26 protein-coding genes and 3 tRNA genes are annotated in these 25,457 nt (G+C 44.5%); 14 read left to right on the top strand and 15 right to left on the bottom strand.

The features are described 5' to 3' along the window. Positions 1–790 precede the first annotated feature (790 nt). Positions 791–1,111 carry a hypothetical protein gene (locus tag H8B19_RS15870; RefSeq protein ID WP_186507875.1) on the top strand — a complete coding sequence of 107 codons (321 nt, stop codon included), beginning with the start codon at positions 791–793 and terminating at the stop codon, positions 1,109–1,111. 106 nt (positions 1,112–1,217) lie between these two features. Further along, on the top strand, positions 1,218–1,559 hold the full coding sequence (locus H8B19_RS15865) for a hypothetical protein (RefSeq protein ID WP_186507874.1): 342 nt from the start codon (positions 1,218–1,220) through the stop codon (positions 1,557–1,559). 129 nt (positions 1,560–1,688) lie between these two features. On the opposite strand, the gene H8B19_RS15860 is transcribed toward H8B19_RS15865, so the two are convergent. Together H8B19_RS15860 and H8B19_RS15855 are read right to left on the bottom strand one after the other, a co-directional pair. Further along, positions 1,689–2,759: an AI-2E family transporter gene (locus H8B19_RS15860; protein ID WP_186507873.1), complete on the bottom strand. Its 1,071-nt coding sequence runs from the start codon at positions 2,757–2,759 to the stop codon at positions 1,689–1,691. A gap of 34 nt (positions 2,760–2,793) precedes the next feature. Continuing rightward, positions 2,794–3,009 (bottom strand): sulfurtransferase TusA family protein, encoded by a 216-nt coding sequence (locus H8B19_RS15855; protein WP_186507872.1) that lies wholly within the window; start codon positions 3,007–3,009, stop codon positions 2,794–2,796. A 256-nt stretch (positions 3,010–3,265) separates the two neighbouring features. Here H8B19_RS15855 and bepA point away from each other — a divergent pair, with 256 nt between their 5' ends. Next, entirely contained in the window at positions 3,266–4,714 is a 1,449-nt protein-coding gene (gene bepA / locus H8B19_RS15850; protein ID WP_186507871.1) for a beta-barrel assembly-enhancing protease, read from the top strand. Positions 4,715–4,727: 13 nt separating this feature from the next. On the opposite strand, the gene H8B19_RS15845 is transcribed toward bepA, so the two are convergent. Continuing rightward, positions 4,728–5,198, bottom strand: coding sequence for a TlpA disulfide reductase family protein (locus H8B19_RS15845; RefSeq protein ID WP_186507870.1), 471 nt, complete (start codon positions 5,196–5,198; stop codon positions 4,728–4,730). Positions 5,199–5,265: 67 nt separating this feature from the next. Between H8B19_RS15845 and arsC the strand changes: the two genes are divergently transcribed. The 4 genes from arsC to H8B19_RS15825 are packed head-to-tail and all read left to right on the top strand — an operon-like array spanning position 5,266 to position 8,563. Then, positions 5,266–5,619 (top strand): arsenate reductase (glutaredoxin), encoded by a 354-nt coding sequence (gene arsC, locus H8B19_RS15840; protein WP_186507869.1) that lies wholly within the window; start codon positions 5,266–5,268, stop codon positions 5,617–5,619. Beyond that, positions 5,619–6,209 (top strand): NAD(P)H:quinone oxidoreductase, encoded by a 591-nt coding sequence (gene wrbA / locus H8B19_RS15835; protein WP_186507868.1) that lies wholly within the window; start codon positions 5,619–5,621, stop codon positions 6,207–6,209. The genes arsC and wrbA overlap by 1 nt, the downstream gene beginning before the upstream one ends. Before the next feature lie 22 nt (positions 6,210–6,231). After that, positions 6,232–6,621 (top strand): DUF2069 domain-containing protein, encoded by a 390-nt coding sequence (locus H8B19_RS15830; protein ID WP_186507867.1) that lies wholly within the window; start codon positions 6,232–6,234, stop codon positions 6,619–6,621. A gap of 19 nt (positions 6,622–6,640) precedes the next feature. Then, complete coding sequence (locus H8B19_RS15825) at positions 6,641–8,563, top strand: PKD domain-containing protein (protein ID WP_186507866.1); 1,923 nt, start codon at positions 6,641–6,643, stop codon at positions 8,561–8,563. 26 nt (positions 8,564–8,589) lie between these two features. Here the strand turns inward: H8B19_RS15825 and hda are convergent, their stop codons facing one another. Continuing rightward, positions 8,590–9,285 carry a DnaA regulatory inactivator Hda gene (gene hda / locus H8B19_RS15820; RefSeq protein WP_186507865.1) on the bottom strand — a complete coding sequence of 232 codons (696 nt, stop codon included), beginning with the start codon at positions 9,283–9,285 and terminating at the stop codon, positions 8,590–8,592. A 1-nt stretch (position 9,286) separates the two neighbouring features. Next, positions 9,287–10,369: a DUF2066 domain-containing protein gene (locus H8B19_RS15815; RefSeq protein WP_186507864.1), complete on the bottom strand. Its 1,083-nt coding sequence runs from the start codon at positions 10,367–10,369 to the stop codon at positions 9,287–9,289. Between the two features lie 175 nt (positions 10,370–10,544). On the opposite strand from H8B19_RS15815, the gene purM reads away from it, so the two are divergent. The 5 genes from purM (at position 10,545) to nhaA (ending at position 17,034) form a co-directional block, all read left to right on the top strand. Next, positions 10,545–11,582, top strand: a complete 1,038-nt coding sequence (gene purM, locus H8B19_RS15810) for a phosphoribosylformylglycinamidine cyclo-ligase (RefSeq protein WP_186507863.1) — start codon at positions 10,545–10,547, stop codon at positions 11,580–11,582. A gap of 3 nt (positions 11,583–11,585) precedes the next feature. Then, positions 11,586–12,224, top strand: coding sequence for a phosphoribosylglycinamide formyltransferase (gene purN, locus H8B19_RS15805; RefSeq protein WP_186507862.1), 639 nt, complete (start codon positions 11,586–11,588; stop codon positions 12,222–12,224). After that, complete coding sequence (locus H8B19_RS15800) at positions 12,211–12,915, top strand: DUF3108 domain-containing protein (protein ID WP_186507861.1); 705 nt, start codon at positions 12,211–12,213, stop codon at positions 12,913–12,915. Before purN ends, H8B19_RS15800 begins: the two co-directional genes overlap by 14 nt. A gap of 216 nt (positions 12,916–13,131) precedes the next feature. Next, entirely contained in the window at positions 13,132–15,630 is a 2,499-nt protein-coding gene (fadE, locus tag H8B19_RS15795; RefSeq protein ID WP_186507860.1) for an acyl-CoA dehydrogenase FadE, read from the top strand. A 207-nt stretch (positions 15,631–15,837) separates the two neighbouring features. After that, complete coding sequence (nhaA, locus tag H8B19_RS15790) at positions 15,838–17,034, top strand: Na+/H+ antiporter NhaA (protein ID WP_206683199.1); 1,197 nt, start codon at positions 15,838–15,840, stop codon at positions 17,032–17,034. Between the two features lie 31 nt (positions 17,035–17,065). Here the strand turns inward: nhaA and H8B19_RS15785 are convergent, their stop codons facing one another. From H8B19_RS15785 to dnaQ, 7 genes are all read right to left on the bottom strand, one after another. Beyond that, complete coding sequence (locus H8B19_RS15785) at positions 17,066–17,668, bottom strand: class I SAM-dependent methyltransferase (protein ID WP_186507859.1); 603 nt, start codon at positions 17,666–17,668, stop codon at positions 17,066–17,068. Next, positions 17,665–19,134 carry an amidohydrolase family protein gene (locus tag H8B19_RS15780; RefSeq protein ID WP_186507858.1) on the bottom strand — a complete coding sequence of 490 codons (1,470 nt, stop codon included), beginning with the start codon at positions 19,132–19,134 and terminating at the stop codon, positions 17,665–17,667. Before H8B19_RS15780 ends, H8B19_RS15785 begins: the two co-directional genes overlap by 4 nt. 220 nt (positions 19,135–19,354) lie before the next feature. Next, positions 19,355–19,431, bottom strand: a tRNA-Asp gene (locus H8B19_RS15775). Between the two features lie 20 nt (positions 19,432–19,451). Further along, a tRNA-Asp gene (locus H8B19_RS15770) sits at positions 19,452–19,528 on the bottom strand. Positions 19,529–19,548: 20 nt separating this feature from the next. Further along, positions 19,549–19,625 (bottom strand) — tRNA-Asp (locus H8B19_RS15765). Positions 19,626–19,810: 185 nt separating this feature from the next. Then, positions 19,811–21,169, bottom strand: a complete 1,359-nt coding sequence (locus H8B19_RS15760; protein WP_241737638.1) for a TIGR03503 family protein — start codon at positions 21,167–21,169, stop codon at positions 19,811–19,813. A gap of 68 nt (positions 21,170–21,237) precedes the next feature. After that, positions 21,238–21,942: a DNA polymerase III subunit epsilon gene (dnaQ, locus tag H8B19_RS15755; protein WP_186507880.1), complete on the bottom strand. Its 705-nt coding sequence runs from the start codon at positions 21,940–21,942 to the stop codon at positions 21,238–21,240. 160 nt (positions 21,943–22,102) lie between these two features. Here dnaQ and rnhA point away from each other — a divergent pair, with 160 nt between their 5' ends. Beyond that, positions 22,103–22,567, top strand: coding sequence for a ribonuclease HI (rnhA, locus tag H8B19_RS15750; protein WP_186507856.1), 465 nt, complete (start codon positions 22,103–22,105; stop codon positions 22,565–22,567). A 19-nt stretch (positions 22,568–22,586) separates the two neighbouring features. Here rnhA and H8B19_RS15745 read toward each other — a convergent pair whose 3' ends face one another. Next, positions 22,587–23,573 (bottom strand): NAD(P)H-quinone oxidoreductase, encoded by a 987-nt coding sequence (locus tag H8B19_RS15745; RefSeq protein ID WP_186507855.1) that lies wholly within the window; start codon positions 23,571–23,573, stop codon positions 22,587–22,589. Next, positions 23,573–23,845: an acylphosphatase gene (locus tag H8B19_RS15740; protein WP_186507854.1), complete on the bottom strand. Its 273-nt coding sequence runs from the start codon at positions 23,843–23,845 to the stop codon at positions 23,573–23,575. Before H8B19_RS15740 ends, H8B19_RS15745 begins: the two co-directional genes overlap by 1 nt. A gap of 45 nt (positions 23,846–23,890) precedes the next feature. On the opposite strand from H8B19_RS15740, the gene H8B19_RS15735 reads away from it, so the two are divergent. Continuing rightward, a complete protein-coding gene (locus H8B19_RS15735) occupies positions 23,891–25,078 on the top strand; it encodes a class I SAM-dependent rRNA methyltransferase (RefSeq protein ID WP_186507853.1) in 1,188 nt (395 codons plus the stop codon). 28 nt (positions 25,079–25,106) lie between these two features. On the opposite strand, the gene H8B19_RS15730 is transcribed toward H8B19_RS15735, so the two are convergent. Next, positions 25,107–25,406 (bottom strand): PilZ domain-containing protein, encoded by a 300-nt coding sequence (locus H8B19_RS15730; RefSeq protein ID WP_186507852.1) that lies wholly within the window; start codon positions 25,404–25,406, stop codon positions 25,107–25,109. Between the last annotated feature and the right edge of the window lie 51 nt (positions 25,407–25,457).

Here is a 25,457-nt window from a genome sequence, read left to right as displayed (position 1 = left end):
TCATGTATGGACTCCTTTGGTTTGGTGACTCCACGTTACGCAGGTAAGGTGGTGGAGTCCATACATCGTTCGGCCAATGCTTTGCAGGGATAGCTGCCTTTGGCCGGTTCGAAATAAAGCTAGTTTGATTTTGGCGTTAAAAAATATGTTGAGCAAAGGAGCTTTAATCCGGACTTCCTGTCCTTCGCCTTTCAGGTCGCACTAAAGTGCGTTCAAAATTTTCCTGAAATTTTTGTCGCCTATTTGGCTCTGTCCAACAATTCATCGGGAATGAATTGCAACAGCTTTAGCTGGTCCGTTGGACGGAGCACAAGGATGTGCGCAGTAAATAGGCTCGCGCCCACGGGACTGGGCGTGAAAAAACCAGGGAAGATTGAAACAGTTTACCGAAGATGCTGAGTATTGCTTCGCACTAACCTTTTGTCATAAAAGTTAATTTTGGGCGTCGCATTGGCGACATCAGCCAAGGGAATTGTGCTGCCGCAATTCCCTTGGAACCCAACGGCATCCCTGCCTCGTCTGGCAGTTAGCTTATCTGAATTAAAAATCGGCCACTGTGGAGGGGATGTTAAGTCAGGCGTTGCCTGACTCAGTTATTCACAAAAACTTGCGGGTAGAAAACCTTCTTTCAGATTCGACTCAATGAATTGAAATATTTAACTAATTGATTTGATGGATATTGCGGAGTAATTTAAAAAATTAAATTAAGGAAAGAAGGAATTTTACCCGACATGAAAGCGGGATTAATTCCTTCTATTAAGTTGTTATGCTGCTAAGATGAATCTGCAACATGAGAAATAAAATAAATGAAGGCCTTGTAATAACTTTAATATTCGCGCTCGGTATATTTGGCCTTTTTGAGACATTCCAAGAATGGTCTACAAAAGATAGCGTTACTGTTTTTATAAAGATGGGAGCTGATAAAGTGTTTGTTGGGTCCAACTTATGGATTGGCTTAACTACTAATATTAGTGGTAGTTTTGGGCTGGTTTTTATGGGTGTAATGATTGTACTTGTTGAATTAAAACATCCAAAGGCAGGGATTGTGTTTGCTGGTATGGGCATGGCTTTACTTATAAATTGGTTTGTTTTCAAAATGTTTATTGTGTAAACAGCATGCATAACAAGGCCTTTAAGTCGGATTCGTAACAGTTGGCTCGGTTCCGCTTCGCTACACATTTTAGCCAACTACTACTCACCGCTTAAGGCGGCGTTATATGCCAATGAAAAGACTCAAACACCTGTTGCTACATCTTTCAATACTTGTTTTAGTTGCTTGTGGCGATTCAAATATTGTCAGTGAACGAGGTGTCTATTGGAAAAGCGAGCTTGAATCTCGTGTCCCTATTGGAACCTCAAGAGAGGAAGCCTTAGCCTCACTTAAGAAGATTGATGCAAATGCGTTCGTGAACCCGCTTTCAGATAGTATCTCTACAAATTTAGAAACAGTAAAAGATGATGGTTTTGCCTGCAAAGACTGGGTAATCACAGCAAATACCAGTTTTAATAGTAATGGTGTTTCTGGTCACTCAATTGCAAGCGTAGGTCGTTGTTTATAAATGGCATATAACAAGTTGCTAAATTTCGTTCGTAAACTCACTGGGAAAATTACTGCTGGCCATTCCGGCCAAAGCGCAGTATTTTCCGATTAGCAAAGCGTTAGTCCGTAAAAGTAACGCAATCATGCGTTACTTTTCCTCTTGCAGCTGTGCACTCTGCTCTGACCATGCATTGCCTACGGCTTTAACTAAGGTTGCTAACGGAATCGCGAAAAACACGCCCCAGAACCCCCATAAACCACCAAAAAACAGCACAGCGATAATAATGTAAACAGGATGCAGGCTGACGGCTTCTGAAAACAGAAGTGGCACTAACAGGTTGCCATCCAGTGCCTGCAGGATGCTGTACACAATCATTAAATACCAGAAATCCGGGGTTAAACCCCATTGAAATAATGCCACGACCGCGACCGGAATCGTTACCACGGCAGCGCCAATATAGGGAATAAGTACCGAGAAGCCCACCAATACACCGAGCAGCACTGCATAACGTAAGTCCATGACAACAAATGCCACGGTAGTCGCGGTACCGATAATAATTATCTCAATCACTTTACCGCGAATATAGTTAACGATTTGCACATTCATTTCTGCCCCCACCTGTTTAATCAGGCGACGCTCTTTAGGCAAAATACGGCTCACATTACTCAACAGCTCATGTTTGTCTTTGAGCATAAAAAAGATCATTAGCGGCACCAGAATCAAATAAATCAGAATGGCGGCAATATTGACCAGGTTGGTAAAGGATGCGGTAATCAAATCCTGTCCGACTGTGACGATTTTATCATTGGCACTTTGCCACATTTGCTGTAACTGATTGCCATCGATTAATCCGGGGTAACGCTCGGGAAGCATCATCACCCATTGCTGGGTTTGTGCCCAGATTTGCGGTAACTCTTTAAGTAAATCGGTCCCCTGATTAACCATAACCGGCACCAGAACCAGCAGCATTAAAATGCATATCCCAACAAACAGTGTCACGATGAATGAGGTCGCTACCGGACGCGAAAAACCGATGCGGCTCATACGTTCAACCGGCCAGTCCAGCAAATAAGCCATAACCACAGCCACTAACACAGGCGCCAGCATATTGCCCCACACCGCCAGAGCTATGGCACTGATCAATATCAGTACTAATAAGGTCGCTGCGTCAGGGTCAGAAAACTTACGTTTATACCAGTCACTGAAAACTTTTATCATTGCCTGTGAAAATCCTTATGGTTTAAGCCAGTGTTTATACCGTTAGGGTGAGTTGCAGTTGTGATCCACGCCAGTATTGCGCCAAAAGTGTAAAACCTGCCATATGTAAATAACGCAATATATCGCGGCATTCCTGCTCCCCCGTGATTAACAGTGAGCATTGGGTAGCTTTTACTTGCTGATGTAACCAGCGTTTCACTTCCAGCAGTGCCATTGGGCAACGCAATTGACTAACATCCAGTTGCGGCATGAGCACTCCATCAAATTGCCTGACACTATGCGACGATTTAGCTATAGGTTTCTGAAATCACACTTGAAATTCGCTGCTGAGGATAGCATAAAAGTGGTATATAAAAGCTAATCAATTTCCCCCATAGCAGGCGCGGATGTATATTTTTTCTGCGCTGGTTATTTGTTTAGTGAATAAGGTAAGCTTACACGGAACCTTAAAAGCCTGAGGCACTCCAATTAATGCTTACGGAGCATTTGTATTTTAAGTAGGACGCATGCAACGACTATTAGTTTTATTGCTGGCACTCAGTTTTAGCGTCAGTGCAGCACAATCCATTAATATCAATAATAAAAAGAACGATTTACCAGAAATCGGCGTGGTAGCGTCCCATGTGATGAGCATTGAGCGTGAGCAGGCAATTGGTGATATTTATATGCGCCAGTTACGCGCGCAGGCACCGATTGTTAACGATCCGTTGCTGGAAGAATACATTCAGGATATTGGCAATAAACTGGTGGCACAGGCCGATAATGTAAAATTCCCTTTTCAGTTTTTCCTGTTAAACAGCCCCGACATTAATGCTTTTGCTTTTTTTGGTGGGCATATTGCGGTGCATACCGGCCTGATTTTAAATGCCAGCAATGAAAGTGAACTGGCTGCGGTGTTATCACACGAAATTACCCACATTACCCAACGGCATATGGCGCGAAAGATTGAAGCCAGTCAGGCGTCGTCACCATTGCAAATGGCCTCTTTACTCGGCGGTCTGCTGGTGGCGATGGCGAATCCAGAAGCGGGTATTGCTGCAATCAGTGCCAGTTCAGCAGCCGCTCAACAAAGCTCAATTAATTATACCCGCAGCAATGAAAATGAAGCTGACAGACTGGGCATGAAAGTGCTGGCCAATGCCGGATATGATGTCAATGCGGCCGCAGACTTTTTTGGCAAACTGGCCGCACAGTATCGCTTTGTTTCCAAACCGCCTGCATTTTTATTAACTCACCCGGTGCCTGAGTCACGTATTGCCGATGCCAAAGCGCGTGCCCATTTGTATGCACAGCACCACCCTACTCCCAGTTTAAATTTTGCTTTGGCTAAAGCCCGGATTGTGGCGCGTTATGGCACCAACAAAAACAATAGTCAGGTCTACTTTGACGATTTATCTGAATTACCCGATGCCATTTCACAGGCTGCCGCCGCGTATGGCAAAACCCTGATGTTGTTTGAACAGCAAAAATATCAGCAGGCACAAATCATGCTGGCGCCGCTGATTAAAGCTGATCCAACTAACCTGTTTTATATGGATACACAAACCGACATTTTTCTGGAGCAACAGCAGTATCAGCAAGCGGTGGATATGTTACAGCCACAACTGGCCAAAATGCCGCGTAACCGCGTACTTAGCCTGAATATGGCCAATGCCTTGTTTAAGCTTAAACAATTCGCCAAAGGCGAACAGTTGATCAAAGATTATTTACTGGTAAATCCGGAGCATACGCTCAGTTACCAACTGCTAATAGACGCCTATACCGAGAATCAGCAAAAACTGGAGCTGCACCAGGCGCGGGCTGAATATTTTGCTTTATTATCAATTTATCCCAAAGCGATAGATGAGTTGCAAACTGCCTACAACTTTACCAATGACAATACATTGGCCAAACAACGCATACGTGCTCGTATTGATCAGTTCAGAGATGCCGACAAAAAGCTAAGAAGCATGTAATTTATTGATATAGCTACTGTTTTAACTCGGCAATATAATTAAACAAGCTGTCGGCGGTTTGCTGCCCTTTAAGGGTTTTAACCACTTTGCCCTCAGGCGAAATGATATAACTAACGGGTAACTGCGCCGGACGCTCAAATGGTGGAGGCGTGTAAAATTCATGCACCAGCGGGAATTGCATTTGATACTGTTCAACAATTTGCTCAAGTTGCTGTTGTGCTAATTTATCCCAGCTAATGGCGATTAAGCCGATATTCTGCTGCTTACTCAGCTGATAAAACTGATTCAGTTCAGGCACTTCCTCTAAACAGGGCGCACACCATTTAGCAAAATAATTCACCACTAACCATTTGCCCTGATAATCCTGCCAACGCATATTATCACCGCCTAACAGGCTGAAATCGGCCTTTTGATACTGTGAAACCATTACACCTGCGGCTAATGCGCAACCTGCCAGCAGAATTAAAACAAGCTTTTTAATCAAACCCCTACCCCCGGACGCCATGCTCAGGCAAAATAAGCTTATGTATCAGTAATAAAACATTTTTATCATGACTAAAATTCAAATTGTGCACAATCCCCGCTGTTCCAAAAGCCGTCAGACATTGCAACTTTTAGAAGAAAAAGGCTACAAGCCGCAAATAATCGAATACCTAAAAAATCCGTTAAGTGCGGATGAACTTAAAATCATCATTTCACAACTGGGTTTTGATTCAGCCCGCGAGTTACTGCGCAGCAAAGAAGATGATTACAAGGCGCTTAATCTGGCTGACAAAAACTTAAGTGATGATGCGATTATTGACGCTATGTTATCCCACCCTAAATTAATTGAACGCCCAATTGTGATCGCCAATAACAAGGCGCGCATTGGCCGCCCACCAGAAGCCGTACTGGACATTCTCTGATGTCTGGCATTCTGGTTCTGTATTACAGCCATCATGGCGCAACCCGCAAACTGGCAGAGAAAATAGCCACAGGGGTGGAAATGGCTGGCATGCATGCCATGTTGCGCACCGTGCCTCCCGTTACCAGTAAAGTCGAAGCCAGTTTGCCGGCGGTACCGGAGGAAGGTGATCCCTATGTCACACTGGAAGAATTGCAACAGTGTGATGGACTGGCATTAGGCAGCCCAACCCGTTTTGGTAATATGGCGTCTGCGATGAAGTATTTCTGGGATGGCACCAGTCAATTGTGGTTATCCGGTGCGTTAAACGGTAAACCAGGCTGTGTATTTACCTCATCTTCCAGTATGCATGGCGGACAGGAATCCACACTGCTTAGCATGCAGCTTATCTTGTTGCATCACGGTATGTTATTCATGGGGTTGCCTTATTCAGAGCCAGAACTTAATAGCACTCAAACCGGTGGTACGCCATACGGTGTAAGCCATGTAGCAGGTATGCAAGGCGACATTCATTTAAGTAAAGATGAACAGGCACTGTGTATTGCCCAGGGTAAACGACTGGCAACCGCAGCTCTTGCACTTAAGCGTTAATGGCTAAAAAGCAGGAATGAAAATGAGCAGTAAAACCCTATTTTTTCGCTGGCTGGCATTAAGCAGTTATATTGGATTATTTGCCTGGACACTGATCTGGCATTTTGTTTTAAGCCAGCCATTAAAATATTCTCCCATGTTTTTAGTATTGCTGTGGGTGGTGCCCTTACTATTACCCGCTTATGGCATGATTAAAGGCAAACCCTATACCCATGCCTGGGTAAATTTTGTGATCATGTTTTATTTAATGCATGGCCTAACCGCAGTTTATGCGTCACAAGGCGAAACACTATACGCAGCAATTGAAATTGTATTATCCAGCACTATGTTTATTGGTTGTTGTTTTTATGCGCGGCTGCGTGGACGCGAGTTAGGGTTAGGGCTTAAAAAGGCCAGGGATAAACAAGCATAATTTTTAAAGGATAAATACAATGCAGCACCACAGGTTACAACAGTTTGTTTTTGCCACCCTGTTAACTGGTTTTCTGGCAGCCTGTGGTGGCGGTGGCTCTTTATCTACCGGTAATAATGGTAGTGGCAACGGAGGCAATACTCCTCCCCCGGTTTACACCCCGCCACCGGATACGGTACCAACAGAACTGACCTTAATTACCCCCGACTCGGTAACTCAGGGGCAAGCCGTGGGGTTGGTGGCGCTGTTACCGGAATCGTTAAAAGGCTACGAGTATAAATGGCGACAATTAAGTGGCCCCACAGTAAAACTGCTGGCGGATACTTCTCAGGTGGTAGGGTTTGATGCGCAATCGGCCGGTGACTATGTGTTTGAATTTAGCGTGCAAATGCCGGGACAGAGTTTGTCCGACACAGTTAACATATCAGTACAGGCATCCAGTACCCCCACTGCTCAGGTCAGGCTGGATCATCAGGCGGTTGAGCAGGGTAAAGTTTCGTTTCGTGCCGACAGTTACCTGAATGATATCGCCAGCGTAAACTGGCAACAACTTCGCGGGCCTGCCGTCACACTTGATACCCAGCAACAAATGCTGTTTTTTGATGCACCTAAAACCGATCACGATACCCTGTTTGAATTTAAAGCCACTATCACCCTGAATAATGGTCAGCAAGTCAGCGATAGTGCGTTTGTGCTGGTTAACCACGCTGAGATTAATGAAACCGGGTTATTTCCTTTTTATGCTGAACAGGTTGTCAGTACCACGGTTCACCCGTTTTATCCTGACAGCCCTTATGCTGACAAACTGTCATCCTGTGTTTATTCCAATCTGCAAAGTGACGGTTGTACATTGGACGAATTACCGTTAATTGGTCAGGTTACACACAATCCAACTATTGATGACATCATGAACAGAGTGCTGGTATCACATCAATGGATGGGTGAGCGTTTTAAAGCGTTTTTACAGCAATCAGATACCGCCAGCGATATTATACGTTTGTTGCGCGCAACCACCGCCATCGTTATTTCCTACGATGTACGTCCTTCATTTTACTGGGTGGAAACCGGTGCTATTTATCTTGATGCAGATAATTTCTGGCGCACTCCAGCGGAGCGCGACACGTTAAATGATGCACCGGATTATCGTGCAGCGTTTGGCAGCGAACTTCAGTTCCAGCTCCCCTGGACCTACTTAAAAAATGGTGGCGCAGCTTTTACCCGTTATGATGCCAACGACAGATTAACCCGCAGTTTTAATGACAGTGAAGTCGACGCAGCCTATCTGCTGTATCACGAGTTATCCCATGCTAACGACAGACTGGGATATGACGTGTGGGATACGCTGGACGGCTCATTACGTCCGGTACAGGTGTCGCAACTACAACAAAGTGTTGCAACAAGAATGACAGATTTATATCCATTGCAATCCAGTGTAATGAAAGCGCTGGCGGGCGTGAGCTACCGTGGAGAGTCTGCCACGACACAACAAAAGGCAATGAGACCAGCGGATATTACCGCAGAATTTAAACAGGATTACGCCACAGATTATTACAACTATGTCACCCAGGAAGAAGATCTGGCGATGTTTTTTCAGCATATGATGGTGAGTTACCGCCTCGGCCTTGAACCTATCATTGCGGTAACAGACACCAGCAACAACAACATCGTTGACTGGGGGCAGTTCAGCCGGGTTGCCAGCCCTGATTTGCAGGATAAAACCCGCTTTGTTGCCAGCCATATTATCCCGGAATTAAACACTGAACTGCTGTTGAGCAGCCTGTATCCAACGGGCAATATGCGGGCGGGTGTCAGTTTTAGTGACAGTGCGTTATCCGGACGGCAGGCCAAAGCGGCGGTTATTCCCTATCGGGATTTAATGCGTGACTGGCAACATGTGGAAAGTCGTATAAAACACAAACCCATGCCCCATATCAAAAGATAGGTTAGCGGAACCAATAACACACTAAATCAGAGTTCTAATGCCTGTTTAACAAATGGAATAGTCAGCTTTCTTTGTTGTTGCAAAGACAGCTGATCTAATTTATTCAGGGCGTTAATAAGGCTACGAGCATCACGTTTTCCGCGACTTAACATAAATTGTGCGACTTCATCCGGCAGTGTTAATCCCCGTACCTTTGCCCGGTTAATTAACATGGCAATTGAATCGTTTTCCGACAGTTTTTGCACAGTAAAACTCATCCCCCAGCTTAAACGGCTTTTTAAATCAGGCAGTTCCAGGGTGAGTAACGCGGGCCCGGCGTCTCCTGTGATAATCAACCGGGCATGACCCGATTCAGTTACCCGGTTAATTAAATCAAACACCGCAACCTGCCATTCATGTAAGCCGGTTAACGCATGCACATTATCCAGACACACGATATCGCAGCCTTCCAGACCAGCTAAGGCATCAACTGACCATTCTCTGGCCTGATTAAAATCAAAATAACTGACCCAGCATCCGGTCTCTCCCCCTCTGGCACATAAGGCATATAACAGGTGACTTTTACCCGAGCCCGACTCACCACTGATATAGGTTATGCTAGGAGACTGATTCTCAGGGGTTAAGAGGTTTTCAAGATGAGCGACCAGTAATGCATTATCACCGGTCATAAAATTCTGAAATGTTTCATCATCCGGTAGTAGCACCGGTAAAGATAACTGCATTTTATGGTGCCCAGACAAATTCCAGTTGCTTAACCGGCTGACCAAACTGGTCAACCACACGCTGCATTCGCGAATCAAGCTCCAGCGCGTTAATTAAGTCCTGTTCACTGCCCACCATGCGCAGACGATAACGTCCGTTAGTTCCACTGATATGACTCAGGGTCACATCGGCAACTGCAGTAAGCTGCTTAAGAAAAATACGCACATTTTCATAGACAGCCAGCCCACTAATATTCGTCACTGTTAGCTCAATATAATGACTAACCGGATTGGTATTTGCTTCAATCGCATAACGATTGGCCAGTGTATCAGCAATGCTATTAACCATTTGACTAATAACAACGTCTCTTTCGAGATCTTCTGCACTTTGCTGTTCAACACGATTACCCAGCACAAAACTCCAGTCCAGATGCCACACCACTTTTGCCAGCGATTCATCCATTCCCTCGGCAATTTGCTTTTGCTGATAAATACGGGCAATCACCATGCTATCGGCCTGATAACGTTGCGAGGCATCAACAACAGGCTGTAAAAAACGTCCCCACACGTCATAGACACTAACGCGCATCAGGTCATCAAGATCAACCAGCGGGAAGCTTAAATCCAGTCCACGCTCTTTACCCCGCTGCAATACCAGTTCCTTACTTTGAGACTGACTTTGTTCAGAAATAATGGTGCGGTTAAACTCTTCATCCTGTTGTTCTGCCAGCCAAATCAGGGTAGATGGCCGGGTTTTACCCCAAATCGCCAAACCGGCATCGCGCAGCAATTTATCAACTTTCTGCTGATCGAACTGGGCGCGATAAATACGTTGCTGGTCCTGCAAATCAAACTGATAAGACAATAAATAATCGGTCGCGTCAGACAATTGTTTTCTGACATCGCTGTGCTCAGCCACATTTAATGAACCACTGACTTTGATTAACACTCGCTGCAAAGCTTGTCGGGCAGCTTGTTTTTGTGTCATCTCAGCAGTCATCACCACATTGGCGTTATACAGAGCAACCACATCACCAGCAGTGGAGCTTAATGACACCACTAAGCTTAACGCAGCTATTATGCGGACAAAAATACCAGGCAACAAAAACACTGTCCTATCAATGATTAACTGATGGTATTGTCCTGTAATTTCAAAATAATTTCACCCCATGATTTGCTTTAAATCCCAATATTTCTGTCTTAAATCAGTTATCAACGGATGCGATTGCTGCTAAAATCCGCGCTAATTTTTACCCGCCAGTCCAAAATTGAGGTTAATCGTGAGCGAAACCAAACCATCCTTAAGTTATAAAGATGCAGGTGTTGATATTGACGCAGGCAACCAGCTTGTTGAGCGAATCAAAAGCGTAACCAAACGCACTCATCGTCCGGAAGTCCGGGGTGGTTTAGGTGGTTTTGGTGCTCTGTGTGCCATTCCTGAGAAATATAATAAACCACTGTTGGTATCTGGCACTGACGGTGTCGGTACCAAATTGCGTTTAGCTATGGATTTAAAACGTCATGACGGTGTGGGCATCGACCTGGTCGCTATGTGTGTAAATGATCTGATAGTACAAGGCGCGGAACCTCTGTTTTTCCTTGATTATTATGCAACGGGTAAACTGGATGTGGATACCGCAGCGCAGGTGGTAAGTGGCATTGGCGCAGGTTGCGAATTAGCCGGCTGTGCATTGATTGGTGGTGAAACAGCAGAAATGCCGGGCATGTATCATGGTGAAGATTATGATATCGCTGGATTCTGTGTGGGTGTGGTGGAACAGGATGATGTCATTGACGGCAGCAAAGTCGCCGCCGGGGATGCATTAATTGCACTGGGTTCATCCGGTCCTCATTCCAACGGTTTTTCATTAATCCGTAAAGTATTGGAAGTGAGTAACGCTGACCCTGCATCAGATTTAGATGGCAAACCTCTTGCCGATCATTTATTAGAGCCAACCCGTATTTATGTTAAATCAACACTGGCATTAATTGAACAAGTTGATGTGCATGCCATTTCGCATATTACAGGTGGTGGTTTCTGGGAAAATATTCCTCGGGTATTGCCTGCTAACTGTAAAGCCGCGATTGATGGTAATAGCTGGCAATGGCCAGTGGTATTTAACTGGTTACAACAACAGGGCAATATTACTACGCACGAAATGTACCGTACTTTTAACTGTGGTGTCGGTTTGGTGATTGCGTTACCGGCTGAGCAGGCCAGCAAAGCCGTTCAGTTACTGAAAGACAAAGGTGAAGATGCCTGGGTGATTGGTCACATTGCTGAGCATACTGACGGCGAACAGGTAGAGATCAACTAAACGATGAAGTCTATTGTTGTACTGATATCAGGCAATGGCAGTAACCTGCAGTCAATCATTGATCAGTGTCAGGCTGAAAAAATTGATGGAAAAGTGGTTGCTGTTATTTCCAATAAACAAGACGCATATGGCCTGACACGTGCAACAAATGCGTCGATTCCATCACATGTTGTTGATAACAAAAGCTTTGCCGATCGTGAAAGTTATGATCAGGCTTTAAAAAATTGTATTGAACAATATCAACCCGACCTTGTCGTACTAGCAGGTTTTATGCGAATTTTAACGCCTGAATTTGTGCGTTTTTATCAGGGTAAAATGCTTAACATCCATCCTTCACTGTTGCCCAAGTATAAAGGGCTGCACACCCATCAACGGGCTATCGATGATGGGGAAAGTGAACATGGAGCGTCAGTACATTTTGTTACGCCCGATTTAGATGGTGGTCCGGTAATATTGCAGTCCAAGGTGCCTGTATTTGCAGACGATACAGCAACAGACCTGGCTGCCCGCGTCCAGCAACAGGAGCTAACCATGTATCCCATGGTAGTAAGTTGGTTTTGTAACGAGAGGTTAAGCATGCAGGCTGATAAAGCACTGATGGATGGTAAACCACTCGGATCACAAGGCTATGCTACGGAATAAACTTTTAGCAACTCTGTTACTTTCGCTACCGCTTTGTGCGGTAGCCAATCCACTATGCACTTATGTGGCAAGTTATAAAGCTTACCGCAGAGGGTCAGAACTGGGACACGCCAGTCAGCAACTGATCAAACTTGATAATGAAAAATACAAACTCATTTATCAGTCACATGCATCTATTTTCATTTTCTCTGATCATCGCAAAGAAACCAGTCTGTTTGATGTGAACGACAATCAGTATATTCCCCTTCACTATCAGTATGAACGCACAGGCACGGGCAGTGATCACGAATTAAACCTGACATTTGATGCCACAAATAAACAATTGGTATTTGCTCACAAACCAGTGCAGCCATGGGAAAATGAACAGGATAATCAGCTTTATTTGTTCCAGATAAAAGATGCCTTACGCGCCGGGAAAACAGACTTTGTAGTGGATTTAATCAGCTATAAAGGCAACAAAGAACAATATCATTTTCAGGTAGAGAAGACTGAAAAACTCAAATTGCCTTATGGGCAGCTGGAAGCAATCAAAATTGCACGAATACGCGAAAACAGTAGTCGCGAAACCTACTTTTGGTTTGCCCCGTCACTGGATATGTTAATGGTGCGCTTACAACAGATTAAAGATGGTGATGAGCAAGCCGATATTCGTCTGCAATCGGTTGAGTTTAACCAAAGCTGTCAACCTTAAAACACAATTTGATTCATCGAATCGATTATTCAGGCAGTGAGATATTAGCCTCTCCTGCCTCCTCTTTACCCCCTGCCTTTTCCACACGCCGTATATCACGCTACACTTAAACTGATGCTGATATTTTTTGTCAGTAATTAACACAGGCTTAACTTGATTTTTTAGTCCAAACATAATAGCTTTACATCTGGTCTGACCTCTTTATTCGGAGTATTTATGCAAGGTTTAACCTGGCTCGTTTTATTTTTACTCACCTTTGGTGCAGTAAGCTATCTGCGTTTAAAACTAACAAACGCAACGTTGGCATTGGCTGCGGTTATGTTACTTGGCAGTTTTTGGGGTGTAACAGGTTTTATCGCCTGGACCCTGTTCCTTGTTATCGCCTTACCGCTGAACTTAGTTGATTTTCGTCGTCAGAATATCAGCTTACCGGTACTGAAAATGTTCAAGAAAATCATGCCGGAAATGTCGCGCACCGAACAGGAAGCGATTAATGCTGGTACGGTATGGTGGGACGGTGAAATCTTTAGTGGTAAACCGGACTGGAGCAAGCTGCACAGCATTCCAAAGGCACGATTAACCGCTGAAGAACAGGCCTTTTTAGATGGCCCGGTGGACACTGCCTGTAAAATGCTCGACGAATGGCAGGTAAACCACAAGCTTGCCGATTTACCACCTGAATTATGGCAATACCTGAAAGATAATAAATTCTTCGCCATGATCATCAAAAAGCAATACGGTGGACTGGAGTTCTCGGCCTATGCACAATCTCGTGTATTACAAAAGTTATCAGCTAAAGGTGCGGTGTTATCCAGTACTGTAGGTGTACCTAACTCGTTAGGTCCCGGCGAATTATTACAACACTATGGTACCGAAGAGCAAAAAGATTATTACCTGCCTCGTTTGGCTCGTGGTGAAGAAATCCCCTGTTTTGCACTAACAAGCCCTGAAGCCGGTTCGGATGCAGGCGCAATCCCTGATACCGGTGTGATTTGCCAGGGCACCTTTAACGGTGAACAAGTTCTGGGCATGAAGCTTAACTTCAACAAACGCTATATCACACTGGCTCCGGTGGCTACTGTGGTAGGGTTAGCCTTTAAACTGTACGACCCTGAAAACCTGTTAGGTGACGAAGAAGATCTGGGCATTACCTGTGCGTTGATCCCGGCTGATACAGAAGGTTTAGATATTGGTAACCGCCACTTCCCGCTTAACGTGCCATTCCAAAATGGTCCTGTGCGCGGTAAAGACATTTTTGTACCGCTGGATTATATCATTGGTGGCGCCAAAATGGCCGGACAAGGCTGGCGTATGCTGGTGGAATGTTTATCAGTAGGTCGTTGTATTACCCTGCCCTCAAACTCAACCGGTGGCACAAAAACACTGGCGATGGCAACGGGTGCTTATTCGCGCATCCGTCGACAGTTCAAACTGCCCATCGGAAAAATGGAAGGTATTGAGGAAATGCTGGGGTTGATTGGTGGTAACGCCTATTTAATGGATGCCGTTACCAGCATGACTACAACCGGGGTAGCTATGGGCGAAAAACCATCGGTTATTTCCGCCATCTGTAAATACCATTTAACCGAAAAAGCCCGCGAGTCAATGGATGCAGCCATGGATGTACATGGTGGTAAGGGCATTATGCTTGGGCCAAATAACTATTTAGGTCGTGGCTATCAAAGTATTCCTATTGGCATTACGGTGGAAGGTGCCAACATTTTAACCCGAAACATGATGATCTATGGTCAGGGCGCAATGCGTTGCCATCCTTATGTACTTAAGGAGCTGTACGCGGCAAACAACCCGGATCGTAGCGAAAGCCTGAGCGAGTTCGATGCAGCATTGTTTGGTCACATTGGCTTTGCCGTCAGTAACGTCTTCCGTAGTTTGTGGTTCTCCCTAACCGGTGCACGTTTTGCTTCAAGTCCGTTTAATGATCAAACCGCCCGTTATTACCGAGCGCTGGAGCGTTTTAGTACCAATTTGGCGCTATTGTCAGATGTTGCCATGGGTGTACTTGGCGGAGAATTAAAACGTCGTGAACGTTTGTCAGCCCGTTTAGGTGACATGCTAAGCTTTATTTATCTGGCGTCCTGTACTTTAAAACGCTTTGATGATGAAGGTCGTCAACAGGAAGATTTACCTCTGCTGCACTGGGCAATGCAAGACAGCCTGCACAAAATTGAAGTGGCACAGGCTGAGTTGCTGGATAACTTCCCGTCAAAAGCCATTGGTGTTTTCTTGAAGGTATTAGTGAGTCCGTTTGGCAGCAGCTTTAGTGCACCTTCAGATAAAATTGAGCATCAGATTGCTAAAATTTTACAAACCCCAAGTGCCAGTCGTAATCGCCTGATTCAGGGACAGTACCTGACTCGCGAAGAAGGTAACCAGATTGGTGAAATGGAGCAAACTCTGGACGATATCATTGCCTGCGAACCTTTATATGACAAAATTTGTCAAGCAGCAGGACAGCGGTATTCTTTTACTCAGTTGGATAAACTGGCTGAAAAGGGACTGGAATTAGGTGTTATCAGTCAGGATGATGCCGATTTACTGATCCGCACTGAACAAGGTCGTTTGCAGGCGATTAATGTTGACGATTTTGAACCACAGGAACTGATGGCGGAAAAACCAGCCCGGACACCAGCAAGAAAAAAGCCGGCCGCCAAAAAAGCCAGTAAATCCAGTGCAAAGGAAACAGAAGAGGCTTAAATTGCAACCTGCATAGGCAGGCATTCAAAGAGCAATAAAAAAGCGATAGTGCCAAATAATGGCCTATCGCTTTTTTTATTTAGTCCCGCGAGCAGTGCTAAGATTATAAATGCTGCCTGTTTTTTAGCTGGCTTTTTTGATCTTATATTTATGTTACTTAACTTACAGAATTCGCAGCAATTTCAGTGCTATGGTAAAGTGTAAAAAATGAGTAAAAACCCACATAAAATGACTGAAAAAAATCCAATTACTGACTTCTTTAAACTTGAATCCGCAGGCGGTATTTTGCTTATACTGGCTGCAGCGCTGGCCATTATTTGTGCGAATACTGGCTTGCAACATTTTTACGAACTATTCCTGTCAACTCCTGTCGCCATTCAGGTCGGTGCTTTAAATATTGCCAAACCGTTACTGCTTTGGATCAATGATGGTCTGATGGCTGTGTTTTTCTTTTTGGTTGGGCTGGAATTAAAGCGCGAAGTACTCGAAGGCGAGCTGGCCGATAAACGAAATATTATTTTACCGGGAGTGGGCGCTATCGGAGGTATGGCAGTGCCTGCGCTCATCTACTGGTATTTTAATGCGGATGACCCCACTGCCATGCAGGGCTGGGCGATCCCGGCCGCCACGGACATTGCTTTTGCTTTGGGTATATTAAGTTTACTGGGCAGCCGTGTCCCCGTATCGGTCAAAATATTTCTAACTTCTCTGGCCATTTTTGACGATATCGGCGCAATTCTGATTATTGCCTTTTTCTATACTGCCAAAATATCTTTAGTTTCATTAGTGGTTGCTGCTATTTGTATCGCTGTTTTAGCTTTATTCAATTACAGAAATATTGAATCTAAAAGCTTGTATATTTTGGTTGGCGCTATCATGTGGGTAGCTACGTTGAAATCCGGCGTACATGCTACCTTAGCCGGTGTCATTCTGGCGATGTTTATTCCTATGCGTAGCCAGCAAAACCCCGATTATTCGCCAGTAAAAGAGTTAGAACATGATCTTCACTCCGCTGTTGCCTTTTTTATCCTGCCGGTGTTTGCGTTTGCCAATGCAGGCATTAGTTTTGACGGTGTTGGTACTGAACAATTAATGCACGGCGTGCCATTAGGTATAGCCGCCGGGCTGTTTATTGGTAAACAACTGGGTATATTCAGTTTATGCTGGTTGAGTATCAAACTTAAAATTGCCCAATTGCCCAGTGGCATGAACTGGTCGGCCTTATATGGTACATCCGCCCTGTGTGGTATTGGTTTTACCATGAGTTTATTTATTGGCGGACTGGCGTTTGAAGAAAGTGGCGTTAATCAGCTATTTGATGAACGTTTGGGCATTATTCTCGGTTCGTTATTGTCTGGCGCGATGGGCCTTCTGGTATTACACCTTGCGTTAAAACGCGAATAGAAATGTAAACGGGGGTAATCAGCTCCCCCGTTTAACTCACCTTTTGTGCAATAACAAAAGAATGTAACTCGGGGGCTTGGTCTGATTCAAAGTAAGCCACTTTACAATCAGCTTGTTCAATGACCTCAAAGGTTCGCTGCTTTCCCAGGGTGGCATAATACAACTCCGGTCCCATACTGGCATCAGTATGTTCAGAAGCATGCTCCAGTGCGCCAAAGGAGAATATCATCACGCCCCCCTTATTCAACCAGCCAAGCAGTTTAGCGATCACCGATGCTTGTTGATCTAAGGGCACATGCCATAAACAATCCCAGGCACTGATAAAATCATATGTACCGGAGGATTTCCATGTACAAATATCCTGTTGATGAAATGTCACATCAGGCATTGATTTTCGTGCAATCTCTAACATTTTTAACGATAAATCAACGCCTTCCACTTCAAAGCCATTTTGTTGTAACAGACGGATAAACCGTCCTGTACAGCCACAACCAATGTCCAGTGCCATGCCTTTATTTTGGCACAATGAAATGGCTTGTTGATGTGCCCCAATGCCATTATTCAGGTTAAAACCAGACCGGGTCCATAAATGAGTTATTTGATCATAGGCTTGTGCAATTTGTTCAGGCGTCATTGGTGTTTTGCTTTATTTGCTTTAAGAGTTTCGCGGTTGATCACTTTCCCCTTAAGTATCACTAAATCGATATCGCGCCATGCGCTCACGTCGTTAAGCGGGTCAGCGTTTAATAACAATAAATTGGCAACCTTACCTGATTGCACCGTTCCAAAATCTGACTCCAGATGAAATTGACGCGCATTATTAATAGTTGCAGCCTTTAACACATCCATTGGTGTATAACCGGCCTCAGCCATTTTTTCCATTTCACGTACAGAGGTCAAACCCGGTTGATTGGCAAAACTGGGACTGCCCGGAAAATCCGACCCCAGTAACAACGGATAATTATGCTGTTTTAGATACGCCATCACCTTATTGCCCTTACCTACTCGTCCATTAGTCTCATTTAAAAAGATGCGTGCAATAATCTCGTCTGGCAAATTATCAAAGCCGACCCGAAGTTCCTGTTTAAACCACTGTGCTTCATCTGAGTGATACCAGTCAATTAATGGTGCGGGTGTAATAGCGGCAAAGTCAGGGTTGTCAGCCGTGTTTTCGAGCATCACTTCCCCTAACCCGCTAATAACCATTTGGGTTGGCATCACCTGAATATTATTCAACATTAAGGTATCCAGCTCAGACTTAATCTCTTCAGGCAATTCCGTTTCACGCATATAAGGGCCCCAATTCCACATGCCATGCGCCATGATATTAATACCTGCTTTAATGGCAGCCTGATACATATCAAGCGCATTAGCGTGACCCAAAATAGATAAACCGGCCTTGTCGGCAGCCATTCGAATACGTTTCAACGTATGATCAGATAACAATGGCCAGTGACTGGCGTTGCCATAGCCATCTTCAAAATACAGTTTTATGCATAACGCACCGGATTGTTTAATTTGCTCGACTAACACTTCTGCTGAATTAGCTTCACCTGCTGTGGCCTTTTCGTTCACCAGATAATGAAACATCGATTTTGACTGCTCATCTGTTTTTTCTACCAATGGAAAGGTATTTATAGAGGTGATCACTTCACATCGAAAGTAATCGGGATGTAACCCGGTTTTAGTGAATTTCTGCCAGCTGTTTCCGGGATTCGGGTCCAGTACCTGCGTGACCCCATAATATAGAAAGCTGGCTGGCTGTTGCGCATAATACTCATTGGCTAATTGCTGATGCTTTTGCGTTACTGGCTCAACCCCAAATCCCATTCCAGGCACCGAAGAAACGTGCACATGACTATCAAAAATACCCGGCACCAGATATTTCCCCGTTGCATCAATGACCTGAATATTATCCGACGAATGAATTACCTGCGGTGATAATTGGCGAATTCGTCCATCTTCAATCAATACACTGGTATTTTTTAACGGAGCCGATAAATGCGCAGAAACGATATTAACGTTTTTAATTAACAAGGGCTGGGACGCCAGTCCTGAAAAGGAAAGACTCACCAGCAATGAAAATAAACTAAAACGCATTCTCTTTCCTTGAAATAACTTATTGTTTTAAAACAGCTATTTTAAATGCAGCCTGCTGAATTAACAGATTAAAAATGCAACAGAGTGTAAATACTGCATAAAAATACGTTTAAGTACTGAGACGGGGGAACAGAAGAGAAAAAAACACAAACCCCAGAAACAACAAAACACGCTCAAAGCGTGTTTTATTTAATCCCCTTAAGATAGTATCTTAAGTTATTGGCGGAGCGGACGGGACTCGAACCCGCGACCCCCGGCGTGACAGGCCGGTATTCTAACCAACTGAACTACCGCTCCATTGGGATTTGATTTGATGTTGGCGGAGCGGACGGGACTCGAACCCGCGACCCCCGGCGTGACAGGCCGGTATTCTAACCAACTGAACTACCGCTCCAACGCGATGTGATTTGAACTTGGCGGAGCGGACGGGACTCGAACCCGCGACCCCCGGCGTGACAGGCCGGTATTCTAACCAACTGAACTACCGCTCCAGTTATTCAAACAAATCATACAGTTAAGAACGATGAGCATGGCTCCCTCCCCAACTGCGGCGCAGATGATACGGTTTACCCTATAGTGAGTCAACCACTTTTTTGGGCTTTTTTTCCGTATGCCTAACTATTGAGCGATACTGTTTTAAATATAAGCAAGCTCAGGGTTTACAAGGCTTGCGCGATTATTTTTTAGTCGCTTTTTTTTCTTTTTTATCCGTTTTGTCGTCACCCTCTGCCTTTTCAACTTTCTCTTTCTTCTTCAGTTTAGGTAACGACACTTTTGGCAAAGGAACCTTTATTTTAAAAATAAACAGCAATGCTCCCACACCAACAATCAACAACACTAAATTAACGCCAATAATCAAACCAATAGAAACCCCTTCTTGCTCGGGTTGCTCTGGCATCGCAGGATACATATTCTCATCGTTTTGGGTTTCCTCACTAACGGGCATACTGTCCGCAGTTGCAATAGGCTGGCCATTTTCATCCATTAGCGGGGGAACATCTGCTTGTTTTAACTGAGGCTGCTCCACTAAAAAGGTGAACTCCGGCACATCCAAAATAAAATTGCGACCAGATTTAGTATTACCGTAAGCGGTTATTTTTACTCTAAACAAGCCGTATTCATAATGAGTAATATGATAGATTCGCGCATTAGGCGATGGGTTGGTAATCGAAAAATTCTGCATATCGCCATTGGGAAATTTGATTTTACCGTCAATCAACAAACTGCTCATATCGATATATTCACGGTCAGCGTCTATCGTCAATTCATGATAAGCACGCTCACCATCACTAACATCCACACTCAAATGCACTGGATTATTATGCACTATCAAAGGCTTACCAATTTGCTCACGTTTAACCAATGGCGTATCAACCACAAAAACCGGTAACCATTCTCCATCACCGGCAGTTAAATCGTACTGACCGGTAAATACACCATCCAATGGATATTCGTCCATGCCTTTGCCATCATCTTTAAAGGTGGCAATTTCCACATCATCTGCGCCAAAATTATCGTAATTAGGGTTATTAGTGCTAACAAAACGGATTTTGAGATTCACCGCATCACCAAATTCCTTATCCAGAATTGGCTTTCCGCCATTGGTTAGTTTGCCCGTCTGTTTCATGATCTCACCCGAGAACATCACATCTGGCAACGGTGGTACATGCAGTTTAACGTCAGACATTACCATTAAACGACTGCTGGGCAGGATTTGCCCCATAGCCTGCCAGGGCCCTGGCATCGGATTTTTTATTTTAATCGCATCGTAATTGGGTCCGTAAACCCATTCAGCCACATCATCGGTTACCCGGGACTGAAATAACTTGGAGCCGTCCGGTTTGACCAGCACCACAGGAGCACTGCCATACTGGCGGAAAAAGATCATGCTTATTTCGTCTACTTTGTAGTCAATACGAAAACGATTTTGCAACAGTGGAACACTGTTTTGATAATCATCCCCTAACATAGTGAGCGGGGTTTTATCGGGTGCGACAGGAGAAACAGGACGACTTCGATCAGATTGCTGTGCCATTGCACTACTGCATACAGCACAGATACAAAGCAGCCATAACCGAAGTTTATGCATAATGTCGTTTTACCTTATTGTCTCCAAAGACAGTTGCCACCTTTTGCAACTAAATCAAGACGTTGTTCATGTTGTTCTAGTTCATCGGCCGTTGCTTTAACAATCTTTAATGGTTTTCTGTCGCTAGCCAGACGAACTATATCCTCACCACCACTTTGTTTGTTATCACCTGACTTACCAGATAAATTCAAATCAGTCTGACCACCTGTCATTAACAGATATACATCTGCCAGAATCTCAGCATCGAGCAAAGCGCCGTGCAGCACACGATGAGAGTTATCGATACCGTAACGCTTACATAAGGCATCAAGATTAGCTTTTTGCCCCGGATGTAAATTACGCGCTAGTGCTAATGTATCTAATACGGTGCAGACTTCAGCAGTTTTGCGAATAGAACAGTTTTTTAATAGTCCAAATTCATGATCCATAAAGCCAACGTCAAACGAGGCATTATGGATAACCAACTCTGCGCCTTTAATAAAATTAATAAAATCCTCGGCGATGTCTTTAAATACCGGCTCGCCGACTAACTGTTCGTTAGTAATACCGTGAACTTCAATCGCTTCAGCTTCGATAATACGCTCGGGATTGATATACACATGAAAATGGTTGCCGGTAAGGCGGCGATTGACCAGTTCAACACAGCCAATTTCAATGATTCGGTGCCCCTGTTTCGGGTCAATACCTGTGGTTTCTGTATCCAGTACTATCTGACGCATCACGTTTATTACCTTAATATTAATCGCTGCATTATACCCGACTGCCCTGGATATGCGAGTCACTAGCGCTCACAAATCAAACAACTAACGATCTGAATTTACAGCGCATTTTGATTAGCTTTGGGTATAATCCCACAAAAGCGTTAATTAGAAATGGCATATGAAAAAGATAGAAATTTATACTGATGGCTCCTGTTTAGGTAATCCGGGACCCGGCGGTTATGGCGCGGTTATGATTTTTGGCAAACACCGTAAAGAACTGAGTCAGGGGTACAAATTAACCACCAATAATCGCATGGAGCTGCTTGCCGCCGTGGCCGCACTCAAATGTTTAACTGAGCCCTGTGATATTACCCTCACTACCGACAGCCAATACGTTCGCCAGGGCATCAGCCAGTGGATCCATGGCTGGCGTAAAAATGGCTGGCGTACTTCCGATAAAAAGCCAGTCAAAAATGTCGACTTGTGGAAACAACTGGATGACGCTACCCAAACCCATAAAATAGACTGGCAATGGGTAAAAGGTCACTCAGGCCATCCGGAAAATGAGCGCTGTGATGACCTTGCCAGAACAGCCGCTGAAGGCAGCGATTTATTAGAAGACACGGGCTTTAAGCCCGCATAAAAAATGTTCTGATTTAGAATTAATCCCAGCTCACCACCACTTTTCCGGCATTTTTATTTTGCGACAAAACCTGGTGAGCCTGGTTTATTTCATTTACGGACAACACCTCATACAGATTGGTATTTAGTTGCCCGCTATTAAGTGCCTGACCAAACTTTTGAGTAAAATCCATTACTAACTGGGCTTTATAGTCATCACTGCGATTGCGTAATGTAGAGCCAATAAAGCGAATACGTTTGGCCAGCAGATTAGCTAAATCAAATTTGTCACTGTAGCGACCACCTAACATTGCCAGTTGCACTAATGTCGCATCCATCGCCATCACAGATAAATTACGGTTTACATAATCCGCCCCAACCACATCGATCACCAGATTAATCTGATGCTGCAACCCTTGTTGCTTTAATACCTCAACAAAATCTTGTTTTTTATAATTAATCAGCAAATCGGCACCATTATTGGCACACACCTGCAGTTTTTCGCTGCTACTGCTGGTAACACTCACATGACAATTATGCAATTTGGCCAACTGTGTAGCCGCTAGGCCGACACCGCTGGCACCAGCGTGAATTAATACCCGCTGCTGTTTTGATAACATGCCAAGACTAAACATCGCCTGATAGGCAGTTAAAAAGACTTCAGCAATACCTGCGGCTTGATGATCTGACATATCATCCGGCACATTAATTAAATGTCTGGCATCAACCACAGCGTATTGTGCATAACCACCGCCTGATACCAGACAACAGACTCGCTGGCCTGTTTGCCAGCCAGACACCTTATTTCCAAGCTCAGCTATTTCTCCGCTGACTTCTAAGCCTAATATTTCGCTATGCCCTTTTGGTGCCGGATAATGCCCCTGAGCCTGTAATATATCTGCACGATTAATACCAAATGCGTTAACTTTAATTAAAACCTGATGTGGCAAGGGATTGGGTACATCTCCTTCTGCTAACACTAATTGATAGCTATTATTTTCTGATGTTTGATTTTGGATAATTTTCATTAATAAGTCTCAAATCCATCTAAGCGCATTGGTTCAATTTGTTGCCAGTCAACCGATTCAACCCGGGCTTGCTGAGGTCCCAGATGCAACCAGTCAGTGACAAGACGCACGTTTTGCTCATCGCCCTGCAACACTACTTCCACCCGACCATCAGCTAAATTTTTCGCGTAGCCATATAACTGATGAGTTTCAGCTTGTTGTTTGGTGGATTGACGATAAAACACGCCCTGTACTTTGCCACTCACAAAAGCTTTTATACATAGCTCTCTCATTTGGTATAAACTCCCGCTTTTTATAGCTATTTAAAAGGCCATGCTATGTCATCCAGCGTAATTTTGCAGCCAGAGCGCGAAAAATCCTTACTCCGCCGTCACCCTTGGGTGTTTTCCCGGGCGATTGCCGAACAACAGGGGAAATTACGTGCTGGCGATACGGTGGATGTATATAGTCACGATAAAACCTGGCTGGCACGAGGTGCCTGGTCACCGCAATCACAAATTCAGGTGCGAGTCTGGACCTTTGATAAAAATGAAATTATCGATAATGGCTTTTTCCTGCGCAAGATAGAAAAAGCCCTGGCCGGCCGTCAGCACCTGATTAATCAACAAAAACTAACCGGCTATCGGGTTGTCGCCTCAGAAGCAGATGGTTTGCCTGGCATCACAATCGACTATTACAACGGCGTACTGGTCTGTCAGCTATTAACCACAGGTGCAGAAAAGCACCGCAGTAAAATCGTCTGGGCATTACAAAAATGTTTCCCTGATGCGTCGATTTATGAGCGTTCAGATGTTGCCGTACGTGAAAAAGAAGGTCTGGAGCAGATTACCCAGGTATTACATGGTGACGTGCCAGACGAAGTGATCATCAGCGAAAATGACGTGCAAATTCTGGTGAATGTTAAACAGGGTCATAAAACCGGTTTTTACCTCGACCAGCGTGACAACCGCGCTATCGCTGCCAGCTACGCCAAAGATAAAGACGTACTCAATTGTTTTAGTTATACCGGCACCTTTGGTAGCTATTGTTTAGCCGCAGGCGCTAAATCTGTCACCCATTTGGATGTGTCCGATTTAGCTTTAGATACCGCTAAACGTAATACCGAAATCAACAAACTGGATGTCAGTCGCTGTTCATTTATTAACGCAGACGTATTTCAGGCACTGCGAGATTACGCCGAACAAGGCAAACAATTTGATATGATAGTGCTGGATCCACCTAAATTTGTGGATTCAAAAGCCAGTTTAAACCGCGCATGCCGTGGTTATAAAGATATCAATCGTTTAGCCATGCAAATTCTAAAACCGGATGGCATTTTATTAACATTCAGTTGTTCGGGTTTAATGGGCAGCGATTTATTTAACAAAGTGGTGGCAGATGCCGCCTTAGATGCAGGACGCGAAGTGCAATATATTCAGCGAATGAGTCAGGCTGGTGACCATCCAACCTTGTCGGCATTTCCAGAAAGTTACTATTTAAAAGGCCTGGTTTGTCGGGTGCTATAACCCGACTCACCTGATTTAAACAGCAACGTTATTTCATTTCGGTAATTTCAACACCAACCATGTAGTTAGATTCGCCCTGCTCAGAACAGCGCACGACTTTACTGTCGGCGTTGAGTGACGGGATTTGACTACTGGTTGATTCTATGGACACCTGAACCCGGGTACCCACTTCAATTGGCTCATCGACTTCGAACGACATACCTGTAGCACTGATATCATGACAAACTGCAGAAACCGTGCGGCTTGATTGCTCATCCACTACTGTTAGTTCACAGCCTGAATTGACCATCATACGAAAAAAATTCCGTTTATCGTCATATCCCAGCATTGATTATCTCCTCACCAAATTACAGCCTCAGACATGGTTATATTCACCTTA

Origin of the sequence: Neptunicella marina, from assembly GCF_014270035.1 — a bacterium.
GTDB classification, from domain to species: domain Bacteria; phylum Pseudomonadota; class Gammaproteobacteria; order Enterobacterales; family Alteromonadaceae; genus Neptunicella; species Neptunicella marina.
The sequence above is the reverse complement of the archived record's forward strand: the minus strand, read 5'-3'. Positions and strand labels throughout refer to the sequence as shown.

Excerpts from the sequence above, each read along its gene's own strand:
- hda (WP_186507865.1), bottom strand. The coding sequence starts at position 9,285 with ATGCAGTTATCTTTACCGGTGCTACTACCGGATGATGAAACATTTCAG.
- dnaQ (WP_186507880.1), bottom strand. The coding sequence starts at position 21,942 with ATGCGTCAGATAGTACTGGATACAGAAACCACAGGTATTGACCCGAAA.
- H8B19_RS15730 (WP_186507852.1), bottom strand. The coding sequence starts at position 25,406 with ATGCTGGGATATGACGATAAACGGAATTTTTTTCGTATGATGGTCAAT.
- H8B19_RS15830 (WP_186507867.1), top strand. The coding sequence starts at position 6,232 with ATGAGCAGTAAAACCCTATTTTTTCGCTGGCTGGCATTAAGCAGTTAT.
- H8B19_RS15865 (WP_186507874.1), top strand. The coding sequence starts at position 1,218 with ATGCCAATGAAAAGACTCAAACACCTGTTGCTACATCTTTCAATACTT.
- H8B19_RS15785 (WP_186507859.1), bottom strand. The coding sequence starts at position 17,668 with ATGACGCCTGAACAAATTGCACAAGCCTATGATCAAATAACTCATTTA.
- H8B19_RS15780 (WP_186507858.1), bottom strand. The coding sequence starts at position 19,134 with ATGCGTTTTAGTTTATTTTCATTGCTGGTGAGTCTTTCCTTTTCAGGA.
- purN (WP_186507862.1), top strand. The coding sequence starts at position 11,586 with ATGAAGTCTATTGTTGTACTGATATCAGGCAATGGCAGTAACCTGCAG.
- H8B19_RS15860 (WP_186507873.1), bottom strand. The coding sequence starts at position 2,759 with ATGATAAAAGTTTTCAGTGACTGGTATAAACGTAAGTTTTCTGACCCT.
- arsC (WP_186507869.1), top strand. The coding sequence starts at position 5,266 with ATGACTAAAATTCAAATTGTGCACAATCCCCGCTGTTCCAAAAGCCGT.
- fadE (WP_186507860.1), top strand. The coding sequence starts at position 13,132 with ATGCAAGGTTTAACCTGGCTCGTTTTATTTTTACTCACCTTTGGTGCA.
- H8B19_RS15760 (WP_241737638.1), bottom strand. The coding sequence starts at position 21,169 with ATGGCACAGCAATCTGATCGAAGTCGTCCTGTTTCTCCTGTCGCACCC.
- H8B19_RS15740 (WP_186507854.1), bottom strand. The coding sequence starts at position 23,845 with ATGAGAGAGCTATGTATAAAAGCTTTTGTGAGTGGCAAAGTACAGGGC.
- H8B19_RS15735 (WP_186507853.1), top strand. The coding sequence starts at position 23,891 with ATGTCATCCAGCGTAATTTTGCAGCCAGAGCGCGAAAAATCCTTACTC.
- H8B19_RS15870 (WP_186507875.1), top strand. The coding sequence starts at position 791 with ATGAGAAATAAAATAAATGAAGGCCTTGTAATAACTTTAATATTCGCG.
- rnhA (WP_186507856.1), top strand. The coding sequence starts at position 22,103 with ATGAAAAAGATAGAAATTTATACTGATGGCTCCTGTTTAGGTAATCCG.
- nhaA (WP_206683199.1), top strand. The coding sequence starts at position 15,838 with ATGAGTAAAAACCCACATAAAATGACTGAAAAAAATCCAATTACTGAC.
- H8B19_RS15855 (WP_186507872.1), bottom strand. The coding sequence starts at position 3,009 with ATGCCGCAACTGGATGTTAGTCAATTGCGTTGCCCAATGGCACTGCTG.
- H8B19_RS15745 (WP_186507855.1), bottom strand. The coding sequence starts at position 23,573 with ATGAAAATTATCCAAAATCAAACATCAGAAAATAATAGCTATCAATTA.
- H8B19_RS15800 (WP_186507861.1), top strand. The coding sequence starts at position 12,211 with ATGCTACGGAATAAACTTTTAGCAACTCTGTTACTTTCGCTACCGCTT.
- wrbA (WP_186507868.1), top strand. The coding sequence starts at position 5,619 with ATGTCTGGCATTCTGGTTCTGTATTACAGCCATCATGGCGCAACCCGC.
- bepA (WP_186507871.1), top strand. The coding sequence starts at position 3,266 with ATGCAACGACTATTAGTTTTATTGCTGGCACTCAGTTTTAGCGTCAGT.
- H8B19_RS15825 (WP_186507866.1), top strand. The coding sequence starts at position 6,641 with ATGCAGCACCACAGGTTACAACAGTTTGTTTTTGCCACCCTGTTAACT.